The sequence below is a fragment of the Afipia sp. MLSD5-FHT05B12 genome (genome assembly GCF_058793355.1).
Map to the genome: position 1 here is coordinate 322,074 of NZ_JBXAFS010000004.1, position 12,872 is coordinate 334,945.

Below are 12,872 nucleotides of genomic sequence, written 5' to 3' on the forward strand. Positions count from 1 at the left end.
CGCCGGAGCAAATTTCGTCAGGACTTTCCGTATTGGTCTCAAATTTCATACTACACCAGAAAAAACATCCTACTTGTCTCTGTCATCTTAGTTCTGAATTGTGCCTGACGAAAGTGATCTGTGCTCAACCAGGAAAAATGATGATGTCGATGACGGATGCTCAAAGGCCGCCGCGCTGGAAATCAGCTGCTTTATGGACCCTGAAGGGGCTGCTCGCAGCGGCCTTTTTGTCGGCGGGAGGCGCGAAACTCTACGGCGTGCCGATGATGGTCGAGAATTTCCAGCACATCGGGTTTGGGCAGTGGTTCCGTTATCTCACCGGCGGGCTGGAAGTCATTGGCGCGGTCATGATCCTGACGCCCGGCCTTGCCGCGTTCGGTGCGGTGCTTCTGAGCTGCATCATGGTGGGAGCCATCGCGACGCACCTGCTTCTCGTCGGAGGCTCGGCTATACCGGCGCTCGTTCTTCTGGCCCTGAGCGCCATCGTCGTCATCGCGCATCGCGGCCAGATCGACAGCCTCTTCGATCGATACGACGCCTAGTTTGCCGCGCGGATGAAAACGATGCATCTCAATCGCAGACGATGGTTCACCTTTGCCGGATACGGCCTCGCATTCGCAGTGCCGCTCGGCGCGACACTGGCGGTCACTGCCGCGCCGAAAGACCAGAAGGCGGCGCCCCGTTCGCATCGCCTCGTTCTGCAAATCAACTCGGACGATCCGACGACGATGCGCGCCGTGATTTCGACGTCGGTTCATCTGACGAAGTATTACAAGGCGGTCAATGAAGGGTTCACCGTCGAGATCGTTGCCTACAATGCCGGGCTGCACATGTTTCGCGCCGATACCTCGCCGGTGCAGGATCTGCTGAGAGTTCTGCGGGCCACCAATCCCGACATTCGCTTCGTCATTTGTGAAGCGACAAAGATGGGCATGGAGCGTAACGAAGGTCATCCGCTGTCGTTCGTCGAAGGCACGACCTCCGCGCCAAACGGGCCGGCCTACATGATCGGACTACAGGAGGCCGGATGGTCCTATATCCGCTCGTGAGCCCGCATGCGTGAGACAGTTGCATGATACCGAATGATGAAGCTGCCGATCCGGCGCGCCATGGTGTTGCGCGGCGTGCCGTACTCGGCGGCATGCTCGGTGCGGTTGCGTCGATCATGGCGCCGTCCGGCCACGCGCAGGCGCGGACGAACGGGCCGCCGCCGTTCGGAACGGCCCGCAGCCAGTTCACGCTTCTTGCCCCGGTGAAGACAGTGCCGCCCCTCCCGCTGACCCGGCTGGACGGCGTGACTGCGAACTTCGCGGCGTTTCGGGGCAAGACGGTTCTGGTGAACTTCTGGGCGACCTGGTGCGCGGCATGCCGGCTCGAATTGCCGATTCTCGATCGGTTGCAGGAAACCGCGGGCCAGAAGAATCTGAAGGTCGTCGCGATATCGCTCGATCGCAACGGCCGCCCGGCGGTCGTGCCGTTCGTGCAGAAGCTCAAGCTTCGGCATCTCGACGTTTACCTCGACCCGGATGGGCGCGTCGGGAGCGTTGGCAACGACAATGCCGCGGCCCCGTTCCCGATTTATGGAATGCCGATCTCGTATGTTATTGGTCCGACCGGACGCATCGAAGGATATGTGACCGGAGAAGCCGACTGGTTGTCGGACGCGGCCAGGGCTCTTCTCGATTACTATTCGACGCCCGCCGCGGGCTGATCGCGCCACGGCCGCCGTTCACGGCAGCTTGTCGTAGCCCTCGCCGAGGCCCTTCAGGCTGAGCGGGAAGCCGATACCTTCTTCCGGCGTCTCGAAGATAATGAAGGTCGCGGTCTTGGCGGTCTTGAGCTGGTTGAGCAGCGTATCTTCCATCACGACCTCGGCCACGCAGCCGTTGGGCAGGCAGCGCACGAAACCGGCCCGTCCCACGTCCTTGTCATCGAGCTTGAGGCCAAGGCCGGACGGCAGCAGCACGCCCAGTGGGGCGACCACCCGCATCAACTTGCTCTTCTGGTCGGCGGTCTTGAGGATGATGACAGTCAGCCCCGCATTGGAGCGGTCCTCGGCCACCACGCTTTGAATCAGGGCGCATTGTTCGGCCTGCGCACCGGCGGGGGTGTCGCAGCGGATCTGCCAGTCGCCGTGGACCGATTTGACGGCTCCCTGCGCCTGAGCGGCGGCCGGCGCGGCCAGAACGGACACCCCTGCGACGATCGCAAGCCAAATCGGCGCAATCGCAAGGCTGCGGATTGAGAAAGGTTGGTTTCGCATGCCCATCAGGCTCGATTCCTTGGCAATGATCCCGGCAATTTCCCGACGATTCCGGCGGTTTCCCGCAGTGTGGCCCGCCTGATAGCTGGATTGACAGCGCAATGACGGCGTCTTGAGGGCAAGCCCGTTGAGGGCAGCGCCTATCGCCGGGATGCACCGCCGCACAGCCGCGAATCGGGTTTTCGCCGCATATCTGCCCGTGGGTACAACGGACAATCCAAGTGTCAAGCATTCTCCCGTCGCCGGATCGCCGGTTTTGGCCCATTTGCCAATGGGATTCAGGCTGTGCGCGCACCTTATTACGTGCATTGCGGTAGTCATGGAATTATGGTTTGAGAAGCGGGAAATTCGACGCGTTCTAACCTTTGGCCATCGGCCGAAATCATGACCGCGGCTGACAAACAGGCTTAAGGCAGATCTCGCCGCCCGGTGGGATCGCTGGGGTGACGAGAGCAGGAGCGAGAGCGGCATGAAGATGTCGAAGGGCCAAAATGGCCGCCGAGTACTGGGTTTTGCGGTGGCTGCCACCGTGCTTGCCGCGGCCGGGGCAGCTTTCGCAGCAGGCGGGACCGTGGGTCAGCCGTCGCCATGGGAATATACGCTCCAGCCATCCGCCTCGCCGGTGATGGACAACATCACCTGGTTCCACAATTTCCTGCTCTGGATCATCACCGCGATCACGCTTTTCGTCGCGATCCTGCTGGCGATCGTCGCGATCAAATTCAATGCCAGGGCGAACCCGGTTCCCTCCAGGACCACGCACAACACGCTGATCGAAGTGGTCTGGACCATCGTGCCGGTCCTGATCCTGGTCGGTATCGCCGTGCCGTCGTTTCGCCTGCTGTTTCAGCAGCTCGACATTCCGAAGGCCGACTTGACCATCAAGGCCACCGGCAAGCAGTGGTACTGGACCTACGCTTATCCCGATAACGGCAAGTTCGAGTTCGATTCGCTGATGGTCGCCGACAAGGCGCCACGTCTGCTGGCGGTGGACAACGAGGTTGTCGTGCCGGTGAACAAGGTGATCCGCGTTCAGACCACGGGCGCTGACGTGATCCACTCCTTCGCCATTCCGGCGTTCGGCATCAAGATCGACGCGGTCCCCGGCCGTCTCAACGAGACCTGGTTCAAGGCGACCAAGGAAGGCATGTACTACGGTCAGTGCTCCGAACTGTGCGGCAAGGATCACGCCTACATGCCGATCGCGATTCGTGTTGTGAACGACCAGGAATTCACCAAGTGGGTCGAGGCGGCGAAGAAGAAGTATGCGGGCAACCCGGCGAATTCGTATGCGTCGATCGGGACTGCCGCGCAGTAAGCGCATCGACGGACACGGGCGGGCCGGGCGCGCGGCGCTCGCACCGCAAGGCTGACGGGACTGCAAGGCTTAAGGGATTTGAAAATGGCCACATCCGCTGCAACACATGATCACGCTCATGACGACCATGCGCACGATCACCCGACCGGGTGGCGTCGTTACCTTTATTCGACGAACCATAAGGACATCGGCACGATGTACCTTATCTTCGCGATCGTCGCGGGTGTCATCGGCGCTGCGATGTCGATCGCGATCCGCATCGAGCTGATGTATCCCGGCGTCCAGCTCTTCCACGAAGCCCACACCTACAATGTGTTCGTGACCTCGCACGGCCTGATCATGATCTTTTTCATGGTGATGCCGGCGATGATCGGCGGGTTCGGCAACTGGTTCGTGCCGCTGATGATCGGCGCGCCGGACATGGCCTTCCCGCGCATGAACAACATTTCGTTCTGGCTGCTGCCGGCCTCATTCGCGCTGCTGCTGATCTCGACCTTCGTCGAGGGCGAGCCGGGCGCCAACGGCGTCGGCGCGGGCTGGACGATGTACGCGCCGCTGTCGACCTCGGGTCATCCCGGCCCGGCGGTGGACTTCGCGATCCTGTCGCTGCACATCGCGGGCGCGTCGTCGATTCTCGGCGCCATCAACTTCATCACCACGATCTTCAACATGCGCGCGCCGGGCATGACCCTGCACAAGATGCCGCTGTTCGTGTGGTCGATCCTGGTCACCGTGTTCCTGCTGCTGCTGTCGCTGCCGGTCCTGGCCGGCGCCATCACCATGCTGCTGACCGACCGCAATTTCGGCACCACCTTCTTCTCGGCTGAGGGCGGCGGCGATCCGGTGCTGTTCCAGCATCTGTTCTGGTTCTTCGGCCACCCCGAAGTGTACATCCTGATCCTGCCCGGCTTCGGCATGATCTCGCAGATCGTCTCGACCTTCTCGCGCAAGCCGGTGTTCGGCTATCTCGGCATGGCCTACGCGATGGTCGCCATCGGCGGCATCGGCTTCGTGGTCTGGGCGCATCACATGTACACGGTGGGCATGTCGTCGGCGACGCAGGCCTACTTCGTGGCGGCCACCATGGTCATCGCGGTGCCGACCGGCGTGAAGATCTTCTCGTGGGTCGCCACCATGTGGGGCGGCTCGATCGAATTCCGCGCGCCGATGATCTGGGCGATGGGCTTCATCTTCCTGTTCACCCTTGGCGGCGTCACCGGCGTCGTGCTGGCGAATGCGGGCGTCGATCGCGTGCTTCAGGATACGTACTACGTCGTCGCGCACTTCCACTACGTGCTGTCGCTGGGCGCCGTGTTCGCGATCTTCGCAGGCTGGTACTACTGGTTCCCGAAGATGTTCGGCTACATGTACAGCGAGACCATCGCCAAGCTGCACTTCTGGGTGACCTTCGTTGGCGTCAACCTGATCTTCTTCCCGCAGCACTTCCTCGGCCTGTCCGGCATGCCGCGCCGCTACATCGACTATCCGGACGCTTTCGCGGGATGGAATCTGGTGTCGTCGATCGGCTCGTACATCTCAGCCTTCGGCGTGCTGATCTTCATCTATGGCGTGATCCAGGCGTTCGTCCGCAAGGAACAGGCTGCTGACAATCCGTGGGGCGCGGGTGCAACGACGCTGGAATGGACGCTGTCGTCGCCGCCGCCGTTCCACCAGTTCGAGGTTCTGCCGCGCGTTCAGTAACGCGGCAGGGAGACATCCGCCGCGGCCGCGCGGTCACGGCGGATGAAACGATCAGGAAGTGAGTTAGATCTTGTCGATTGTCGACCATCACGCGATCGATCTGTCGCCTCGTATCTCCGAGGCGGGCGTCGCTGACTATGTCGCGCTGCTGAAGCCGCGCGTGATGTCACTGGTGGTGTTCACTGCGCTGGTCGGACTCGTTATCGCGCCCGGTCATTTTCATCCGGTGCTGGCCGTCACGTCGATCCTCTGCATCGCCGTCGGCGCGGGCGCGTCCGGTGCGCTGAACATGTGGTACGACGCCGATATCGATGCGTTGATGTCGCGCACCGCCAACCGTCCGATTCCGCGCGGGCGCATCCTGCCCGGCGAGGCACTGGCCTTCGGCCTGACGCTGGCGTTCTTCTCGGTGATGACGCTCGGCATTCTGGTGAACTGGCTGGCCGGCGGGCTGCTCGCTTTCACCATCTTCTTCTACGTCATCATCTACACGATGTGGCTGAAGCGCTGGACCGCGCAGAACATCGTGATCGGCGGCGCCGCTGGTGCGCTGCCGCCGGTGGTTGGCTGGGCTGCCGCCACGGGCTCCCTCTCGCCCGAGCCGATTCTGCTGTTCCTGATCATCTTCCTGTGGACGCCGCCGCACTTCTGGGCGCTGGCGCTGTTCCGCACCGACGATTACGCCCGCGCCAACGTCCCGATGCTGCCGAATGTGGCAGGTCCTGATGCGACGCGGCTGCAAATCCTGCTTTATACGATCCTGCTGGTGGCGGTTGCGCTTGCGCCGTGGCCCCTGGGGTATTTCTCCGCGGTCTATGGTGTGACCTCGCTGGTGCTCGGTGCAGGCATGCTGTGGCTCGCCATTCGCGTCTACCGCAAGCGCACCGGGAGCGCCGCGCTGCGCGCGACCCGCGGGCTGTTCAAGTTCTCGATCCTGTATCTGTTTGCGCTGTTCGCCGTGCTGCTGTCCGAAGCTGTCGTCTCCGCAGCCGCGCGGATCCTCTGGTCATGAGCGCGGGCCTCGTTATGGACAGCAACAAGAAGCCACAGCAGGGTATCGTCCTCACGCCGGAGCAGAAGAAGCGCCAGCGCGAGCGGTCGATCGCCATTGCTCTGGCATTGGGCATTCTGGTGATCCTGTTCTTCGCGGTCACTCTGGTGAAGGGCCCCGCCGTCCTTCATCGGCCGATCTGACAGGGGATGCGAGCGACATGACGCAGCAACCCGCCAGCAAGGCAAAGCCACGCATCAGCCGCGATGTCATGGTGGCATCGATCTGCGGCTTTGTCGTCGCATTCATGGTCGGCGCGTCCTACGCTGCGGTGCCGTTCTATGACTGGTTCTGCCGCGCCACCGGCTTCAACGGCACCACGCAGGTTGCAACCTCCGCGCCGGAACAGTCGCTGGAGCGCCGCATCGCGGTTCGCTTCGACTCCAATGTCAGCGGTGGCCTGCCATGGAAGTTCCAGCCGGAGCAGAACGAAATCACCGTCAAGATCGGTGAAGTCGTCACCGTTTATTACACCGTCACCAACCAGTCCGCGCGCGCGACCACGGGCGTTGCCGCCTACAACGTCGCGCCGCTGACCGTCGGGGCGTTCTTTCAAAAGATCAATTGCTTCTGCTTTACCGAGCAGACGTTCGGTCCCGGCGAGAAGCGCGAGATGGCCGTTGTGTTCTATGTCGATCCGGCGCTCGCCGCCGACCGCGAATACGACGACCTCAACACCATCACGCTGTCCTATACGTTCTACCCTGTGAAAGATCCGGCACCGAAGCCGCTCGCGGCGACGGAGACGGACAAGCGCAAGGGCAATCTTTGAGTTTTCGGCTTTAACTGCGACACGCGCCGGATCACACCGGCATCACGGAGAGACACATGGCAACGGGCCAAGCCAAACACCACGACTATCATCTCGTCGATCCGAGCCCGTGGCCGGTCGTCGGCTCGATCTCGGCCTTCATCATGGCCGTGGGCGCCGTGGCATGGATGCACAAGATGTTCGCCGGCGCGCCGATCGTGTTCGGCGTCGGCACCATCGGCGTTCTCTACACCATGGCGAGCTGGTGGGGCGACGTGATCCGCGAGGCGCAGCACAAGGGCGATCACACCCGTGTCGTGCAGTTGCATCACCGTTACGGCATGATCCTGTTCATCGCCTCCGAAGTCATGTTCTTCGTGGCGTGGTTCTGGGCCTACTTCAACGCCGCGCTGTTTCCGGCGGACTCGGTGCATTATGTCCGCGATGCTCTGTTTGGATGCGGCGCCGGTGTCTCTCCGGCGGATTGCAAGGTGCCGGGCGTTTGGCCGCCGAAGGGCATCGAGACCTTCGATCCGTGGCATCTGCCGTTGCTCAACACGCTGATCCTGCTGACCTCCGGCACGACCGTCACCTGGGCGCATCACGCGCTGCTCGAAGGCGACCGCAAGGGCCTGAAGTGGGGTCTGATCCTGACCGTGCTGCTCGGCGCGCTGTTCACCTGTGTGCAGGCGTTTGAATACAGCCACGCTGCGTTCAGCTTCGCCGGCAACGTCTACGGCGCGACCTTCTTCATGGCGACCGGCTTCCATGGCTTCCACGTGCTGGTCGGCACCATTTTCCTGCTGGTGTGTTTGCTCCGCGCTTACGCGGGTCATTTCACCCCGAAGCAGCATCTCGGCTTCGAATTCGCCGCCTGGTACTGGCATTTCGTCGACGTGGTCTGGCTGTTCCTGTTCATCTGCATCTATGTCTGGGGGCACGGCGCATCGGCCATTGCCCACGGCGCGCATTGATCGCGCACCGGCTTGATCAATCAGGGCGGCCTTCGGGCCGCCCTTTTTCGTGAAGCTGGAGTGTTTCCCGGCGAGATGGGAACCGGTTCGCCATAGAAAACACGGCCAAACAAGACTTCCGGCGCACGATACGAATCAACCTGAACGGATCGTGGTTTGGCTCTTGCGAGCGCGCCGCTGCGGGCGTAGCGAGGGCGGCACATGAGGACGATGTCATGACGAAAGATTTTACTCCGGCGACATTGTCGCAAACCGCGTTGCGCGGCCTTGCCTGTAAATGCCCGCGCTGCGGCGAGGGCAAGCTCTATACGGGATTCCTCACGCTGCGTCCGCGATGCGACGCCTGCGGCCTCGACTACGCTTTCATCGATGCGGGTGACGGTCCGGCCGTGTTCATCATCATGATCGCGGGCTTCATCGTGGTCGGGGCCGCACTGGTTGTGGAGATGAAGTACCAGCCGCCGTTCTGGGTGCATGCCGCGCTGTGGGGGCCGCTGATCCTTGCGACAACCTTGCTGCCGCTGCGGTCGATGAAGGCATTGCTGATCGCCCTGCAATATCACCATAAGGCCGCCGAAGGTCAGCTCGTCGAACGCAAGCCGAAATGAACCTGATGCAGACAACTCTGCCTCGCCGGCGGGGCATTTTTGGTCTTGCTGTGATCGCGCTGATCATGGTGTCGGTACTCGCGAGTCTCGGCGTCTGGCAGCTTCGCCGCAAGGATGAGAAGCGCGCGCTGATTTCGGCTTTGACCGAGCGGCTCGCCGGTGCGCCAGGTACCTTGCCGGAGGCAACGCAGTGGCCGGCGCTGACAGCGGCGCGTGATGAATTCCGCCGCGTCAGTTTCAGCGCGACCTTCGAGTCCAGGCCGGACGTCATGGTCTACAGTTCCGGCTCCGCCGTGCGCGACGATATCAACGGGCCGGGCACATGGGCCTTTGTACCGGCGCGGCTGGCCGATGGCCGCAGCGTCGTCATCAATGCCGGCTTTGTGCAGAACACGATGCAGGATCGTGCGCAGCAGGATCGCGCGGTAAAGCCGCTCGTCACCGGCGCGCCGGTGACACTGACCGGTTATCTGCGTTTTCCCGAAGCCGCCGGAACGCTGACGCCGGCCGATGATATCGCCAAACGGCTGTGGTTCGTGCGCGATCATCGCACCATGGCGAAAGCGTTCGGCTGGGGCCAAGGGGATCAGGTCGCGCCGTTCTATATCGATCTCGAATCGCCAACGCCGGCGTCGGGCATTCCGAAGCCGGGGCCGCTGCGCGTCCATCTCAAGGACGACCACCTGCAATACGCCATTACCTGGTTCGGCCTCGCGCTGGTGGTTGCGGGAGCCTTTGTAGCCTGGGTGATCCAGCACCGCCGGGCATGAGGCCGCCCCGCTCATTGATGTTATTTGTCCCGGGCGCAACGCAGCATGCAGTGATGCGTTGCTGAACCGGGACCGCGCAAACCGTAACGGTCCCGGCTCTGCGATGCACCGCTTCGCGCTGCAACGCGTCCGGGACAAGAATATCCGGCCACCGGGAGCCTGCCACCCAGGGCGCTGGCTTCCTGGCCGCCGCTTTCCTTGTGAAGCCGGATCGCAGCCGATATGGTGCGTTTCGATTTCGCCCGAGGCGAAGTTAATAATCCAATTTTATCAAAGGCTTGCTTCAGGCTTGAGCCTTTGGAGGATCGCTTGACGAGCTATATTTCGACACGGGGCGAAGCTCCCCGGCTGGGCTTCTGCGATGTGATGCTGACCGGGCTGGCCCGCGACGGCGGCCTCTACGTGCCGGAGGTCTGGCCGCAGCTCAGCGCTGAGACCATCGCTGGGTTTTTCGGCCGCCCGTACTGGGAAGTCGCGGTGGAGGTGATCCGTCCGTTCGTCGCGGATGAAATTTCCGAAGCCGATCTCGGCCGCATGGCCGTTGAGGCTTACGCGACGTTCCGTCATCCGGCGGTGGTGCCGCTCAATCAGATCGCGCCGGATCGCTTCGTGCTTGAGCTGTTTCACGGTCCGACGCTCGCCTTCAAGGACGTGGCGATGCAGTTGCTGTCGCGGCTGATGGACCATGTGCTGGCCAAGCGCGGCCTGCGCACGACCATCGTGGTCGCGACATCGGGCGACACCGGCGGCGCCGCGGTCGATGCCTTCGCCGGCCGCGATAACGCCGATCTCATTGTGTTGTTTCCGAACGGGCGCATTTCCGACGTGCAGCGGCGTATGATGACCACCAGCGGCGCGGCGAACGTTCATGCGCTGGCGATCGAAGGCACCTTCGATGACTGTCAGGGAATCGTGAAGGGCCTGTTCAATCATCACAAGTTCCGCGATTCCGTTTCACTGTCGGGCGTCAACTCGATCAACTGGGCGCGTATCGTCGCGCAGGTGGTTTACTATTTCACGTCCGCTGTTGCGCTCGGCGCGCCCGCGCGTGAGGTCGACTTCACCGTGCCGACCGGAAATTTCGGCGACATCTTCGCAGGCTATGTTGCCAAGCGGATGGGGCTTCCGGTTCGCCGTCTGCGCATCGCCGCCAACGTCAACGACATTCTGGCGCGCACGCTCAAGACCGGCATCTATGAAGTGAAGCAGGTCCACGCCACCACATCGCCGTCGATGGACATCCAGATCTCGTCGAACTTCGAGCGGCTGCTGTTCGAGGCCACCGGCCGCGACAGCGCGGTGATCCGCGCGCTGATGGGCTCGCTGGCGCAGTCGGGACGCTTCGTGCTGAGCGATGCGGTGTTGAAGCAGGTCCGCGAAGACTTCGATGCGGGCCGCGCTGATGAGACGGAAACCAGTGCTGCGATCCGCGCTGCCTGGAAGGAAGCGGGTGAACTGGTCGATCCGCACACGGCGGTGGCGCTCGCGGTCGCCGATCAGGACAAGCCGGTCTCGACCGTGCCGAACATCGTGCTCTCGACCGCGCATGCTGCCAAGTTCCCCGATGCCGTCGAGGCCGCGTGCGGTGTCCGGCCGCCGCTTCCGGCATGGCTCGACGGCCTGATGACAAGGTCCGAACACATCAAGGTCATGAAGAACGACCAGACCGAAGTCGAACGGTTCATTCTCTCGGTGAGCCGTGCTGCCAAGCAGGGAGTTGCCGGATGAGCGTCAACATCACCAAGCTGCCTTCGGGTCTGACGGTCATCACCGATACCATGGCGCACCTCGAGACGGCGGCGCTCGGCGTATGGACCGGCGTCGGCGGCCGCGATGAAAAGCCTGACGAACACGGCATGTCGCATCTTCTCGAGCATATGGCGTTCAAGGGCACGACGCGGCGAACGTCGCAGCAGATCGCCGAGGAAATCGAGGCCGTCGGAGGCGATCTCAATGCCGCCACCAGCAACGAGACGACCGCGTATTATGCGCGCGTGCTGAAGGCCGATGTGCCGCTGGCGCTCGACGTGCTGTCCGATATTCTCGCCAATCCTTCCTTCGACGCCGAGGAACTGGAGCGCGAGAAAAGCGTCATCGAACAGGAGATCGGCGCCGCGCAGGATACACCGGACGATGTGATCTTCGAACACCTCAGCGAGCTCAGCTATCCGGATCAGCCGATGGGCCGCTCGCTGCTCGGCACGCCGCAGACCCTTGCCAGTTTCGATCGCGGCAATCTGCACAATTACCTGTCGACGCATTATCGCGGCCCCGACATGGTCGTGGCCGCCGCCGGCGCGGTCGATCACAAGCAGGTTGTTGCAGAGGCCGAGCAGCGTTTCGGGAGCTTCGTTGGGACACCGGCGCCGAAGCCGGTGCCTGCGATGTTCGGCAAGGGCGGCTCGCGCGTCATTCACCGCGATCTCGAACAGGCCCACCTGACGCTGGCGCTTGAAGGTCTGCCGCAATCGGATCTCTCGCTGTTCAGCCTGCAGGTGTTCACCAACATTCTCGGCGGCGGCATGTCTTCGCGGCTGTTCCAGGAAGTGCGCGAGAAGCGCGGGCTTTGCTATTCGATCTACACCTTCCACGCCGCTTATTCCGACACTGGCTTCTTCGGGCTCTATACCGGCACCGATCCCGCCGATGCGCCTGAAATGGTGGAGGTCATCGTCGACGAGATCAACGATGCGGTCGAAACCCTGACCGAAAAGGAAATCGCCCGCTCGAAGGCGCAAATGAAAGCCGGCCTGCTGATGGGGCTGGAAAGTTGCAGCACCCGCGCCGAACAGATGGCGCGGCACATTCTGGCATATGGACGCCCGCTGACCGTGGACGAACTGGTGGCCCGGATTGATGCGGTCAGCGTGGAATCGACCCGCAATGCCGCGCGCGGATTGCTGAGCCGCAGCCGTCCAGCGGTGGTTGCACTCGGCAGCGGCCGTGGGCTCGACACCGCGGTCAGCCTCGCCGAAGGCCTGGCGCGGCCGAAGGCCAAGGCGCTGCTGCACTGACGCGGGACCCCGCATGTGATGGGGTGAGCGGCGATCCTGTAAAGGATCCGCGCTTTCCTCGTCTCGTGCGGGCGCTCTTCCTCGGCCTTGGATTCGTCTTCGTCGGGCTTGGCGTTATCGGCGCTTTTTTGCCGGTGCTGCCGACAACGCCTTTTCTGATCCTGGCGGCGGCATGCTTCGCGCGGTCCTCTCCGCGGTTCGAGGCCTGGCTTCTGGAGCATGAGCGCTTCGGGCCGGTCCTGCGCGCTTGGCGCGCGCGCGGCGCGATTCCGCGCCAGGCGAAGATGGCGGCGCTTGCCGGAATGATCGCCGGCTTCACCCTGTTCTGGATCATTGCCGCTCCCGGCCCGCCGCTCACGCTTGCTGTCGCCGGGTTGATGCTGGCGGGCCTTGCTTACGTGTTTTCGAGGCCGTCGTAGCGT

At 62.8% G+C, this 12,872-nt stretch carries 15 protein-coding genes; 14 read left to right on the forward strand and 1 reads right to left on the reverse strand.

The window, feature by feature from the left end; genetic code table 11:
* The first annotated feature begins 149 nt into the window (after positions 1–149).
* Genes AC1Q6J_RS08620 through AC1Q6J_RS08630 form a run of 3 tightly spaced genes read left to right on the forward strand, consistent with a single transcriptional unit; the run spans position 150 to position 1,711 of the window.
* On the forward strand, positions 150–542 hold the full coding sequence (locus tag AC1Q6J_RS08620; RefSeq protein WP_492278894.1) for a DoxX family protein: 393 nt from the start codon (positions 150–152) through the stop codon (positions 540–542).
* Positions 543–563: 21 nt separating this feature from the next.
* Positions 564–1,049, forward strand: coding sequence for a DsrE family protein (locus AC1Q6J_RS08625; protein ID WP_492278895.1), 486 nt, complete (start codon positions 564–566; stop codon positions 1,047–1,049).
* Between the two features lie 23 nt (positions 1,050–1,072).
* The gene (locus AC1Q6J_RS08630; RefSeq protein WP_492278896.1) at positions 1,073–1,711 is read left to right on the forward strand and encodes a TlpA family protein disulfide reductase; all 639 of its coding nucleotides are present in this window, start codon (positions 1,073–1,075) and stop codon (positions 1,709–1,711) included.
* 18 nt (positions 1,712–1,729) lie between these two features.
* Here the strand turns inward: AC1Q6J_RS08630 and AC1Q6J_RS08635 are convergent, their stop codons facing one another.
* Complete coding sequence (locus AC1Q6J_RS08635; protein ID WP_492278972.1) at positions 1,730–2,263, reverse strand: invasion associated locus B family protein; 534 nt, start codon at positions 2,261–2,263, stop codon at positions 1,730–1,732.
* A gap of 469 nt (positions 2,264–2,732) precedes the next feature.
* Here AC1Q6J_RS08635 and coxB point away from each other — a divergent pair, with 469 nt between their 5' ends.
* The 11 genes from coxB (at position 2,733) to AC1Q6J_RS08690 (ending at position 12,869) form a co-directional block, all read left to right on the forward strand.
* Positions 2,733–3,581 carry a cytochrome c oxidase subunit II gene (coxB, locus tag AC1Q6J_RS08640; protein WP_492278897.1) on the forward strand — a complete coding sequence of 283 codons (849 nt, stop codon included), beginning with the start codon at positions 2,733–2,735 and terminating at the stop codon, positions 3,579–3,581.
* Between the two features lie 84 nt (positions 3,582–3,665).
* A complete protein-coding gene (ctaD, locus tag AC1Q6J_RS08645) occupies positions 3,666–5,282 on the forward strand; it encodes a cytochrome c oxidase subunit I (protein WP_492278898.1) in 1,617 nt (538 codons plus the stop codon).
* A gap of 70 nt (positions 5,283–5,352) precedes the next feature.
* The gene (locus AC1Q6J_RS08650; protein WP_492278899.1) at positions 5,353–6,294 is read left to right on the forward strand and encodes a heme o synthase; all 942 of its coding nucleotides are present in this window, start codon (positions 5,353–5,355) and stop codon (positions 6,292–6,294) included.
* On the forward strand, positions 6,291–6,476 hold the full coding sequence (locus tag AC1Q6J_RS08655) for a cytochrome c oxidase system small membrane protein (RefSeq protein WP_492278900.1): 186 nt from the start codon (positions 6,291–6,293) through the stop codon (positions 6,474–6,476). Before AC1Q6J_RS08650 ends, AC1Q6J_RS08655 begins: the two co-directional genes overlap by 4 nt.
* Before the next feature lie 17 nt (positions 6,477–6,493).
* Positions 6,494–7,105, forward strand: a complete 612-nt coding sequence (locus AC1Q6J_RS08660) for a cytochrome c oxidase assembly protein (RefSeq protein WP_492278901.1) — start codon at positions 6,494–6,496, stop codon at positions 7,103–7,105.
* Between the two features lie 56 nt (positions 7,106–7,161).
* The gene (locus AC1Q6J_RS08665; protein WP_492278902.1) at positions 7,162–8,058 is read left to right on the forward strand and encodes a cytochrome c oxidase subunit 3; all 897 of its coding nucleotides are present in this window, start codon (positions 7,162–7,164) and stop codon (positions 8,056–8,058) included.
* Positions 8,059–8,273: 215 nt separating this feature from the next.
* Positions 8,274–8,666, forward strand: coding sequence for a DUF983 domain-containing protein (locus AC1Q6J_RS08670; protein ID WP_492278903.1), 393 nt, complete (start codon positions 8,274–8,276; stop codon positions 8,664–8,666).
* 5 nt (positions 8,667–8,671) lie between these two features.
* Positions 8,672–9,436: an SURF1 family protein gene (locus tag AC1Q6J_RS08675; RefSeq protein ID WP_492278904.1), complete on the forward strand. Its 765-nt coding sequence runs from the start codon at positions 8,672–8,674 to the stop codon at positions 9,434–9,436.
* 309 nt (positions 9,437–9,745) lie between these two features.
* Positions 9,746–11,164, forward strand: coding sequence for a threonine synthase (gene thrC, locus AC1Q6J_RS08680; protein ID WP_492278905.1), 1,419 nt, complete (start codon positions 9,746–9,748; stop codon positions 11,162–11,164).
* On the forward strand, positions 11,161–12,450 hold the full coding sequence (locus AC1Q6J_RS08685) for a M16 family metallopeptidase (RefSeq protein WP_492278906.1): 1,290 nt from the start codon (positions 11,161–11,163) through the stop codon (positions 12,448–12,450). The genes thrC and AC1Q6J_RS08685 overlap by 4 nt, the downstream gene beginning before the upstream one ends.
* Positions 12,451–12,473: 23 nt before the next feature.
* Entirely contained in the window at positions 12,474–12,869 is a 396-nt protein-coding gene (locus AC1Q6J_RS08690) for a YbaN family protein (RefSeq protein ID WP_492278907.1), read from the forward strand.
* Positions 12,870–12,872 lie beyond the last annotated feature (3 nt).

Excerpts from the sequence above, each read along its gene's own strand:
- AC1Q6J_RS08630 (WP_492278896.1), top strand. The coding sequence starts at position 1,073 with ATGATACCGAATGATGAAGCTGCCGATCCGGCGCGCCATGGTGTTGCG.
- AC1Q6J_RS08660 (WP_492278901.1), top strand. The coding sequence starts at position 6,494 with ATGACGCAGCAACCCGCCAGCAAGGCAAAGCCACGCATCAGCCGCGAT.
- AC1Q6J_RS08625 (WP_492278895.1), top strand. The coding sequence starts at position 564 with ATGCATCTCAATCGCAGACGATGGTTCACCTTTGCCGGATACGGCCTC.
- AC1Q6J_RS08665 (WP_492278902.1), top strand. The coding sequence starts at position 7,162 with ATGGCAACGGGCCAAGCCAAACACCACGACTATCATCTCGTCGATCCG.
- AC1Q6J_RS08685 (WP_492278906.1), top strand. The coding sequence starts at position 11,161 with ATGAGCGTCAACATCACCAAGCTGCCTTCGGGTCTGACGGTCATCACC.
- AC1Q6J_RS08655 (WP_492278900.1), top strand. The coding sequence starts at position 6,291 with ATGAGCGCGGGCCTCGTTATGGACAGCAACAAGAAGCCACAGCAGGGT.
- coxB (WP_492278897.1), top strand. The coding sequence starts at position 2,733 with ATGAAGATGTCGAAGGGCCAAAATGGCCGCCGAGTACTGGGTTTTGCG.
- AC1Q6J_RS08670 (WP_492278903.1), top strand. The coding sequence starts at position 8,274 with ATGACGAAAGATTTTACTCCGGCGACATTGTCGCAAACCGCGTTGCGC.
- AC1Q6J_RS08635 (WP_492278972.1), bottom strand. The coding sequence starts at position 2,263 with ATGCGAAACCAACCTTTCTCAATCCGCAGCCTTGCGATTGCGCCGATT.
- ctaD (WP_492278898.1), top strand. The coding sequence starts at position 3,666 with ATGGCCACATCCGCTGCAACACATGATCACGCTCATGACGACCATGCG.
- AC1Q6J_RS08620 (WP_492278894.1), top strand. The coding sequence starts at position 150 with ATGACGGATGCTCAAAGGCCGCCGCGCTGGAAATCAGCTGCTTTATGG.
- AC1Q6J_RS08675 (WP_492278904.1), top strand. The coding sequence starts at position 8,672 with ATGCAGACAACTCTGCCTCGCCGGCGGGGCATTTTTGGTCTTGCTGTG.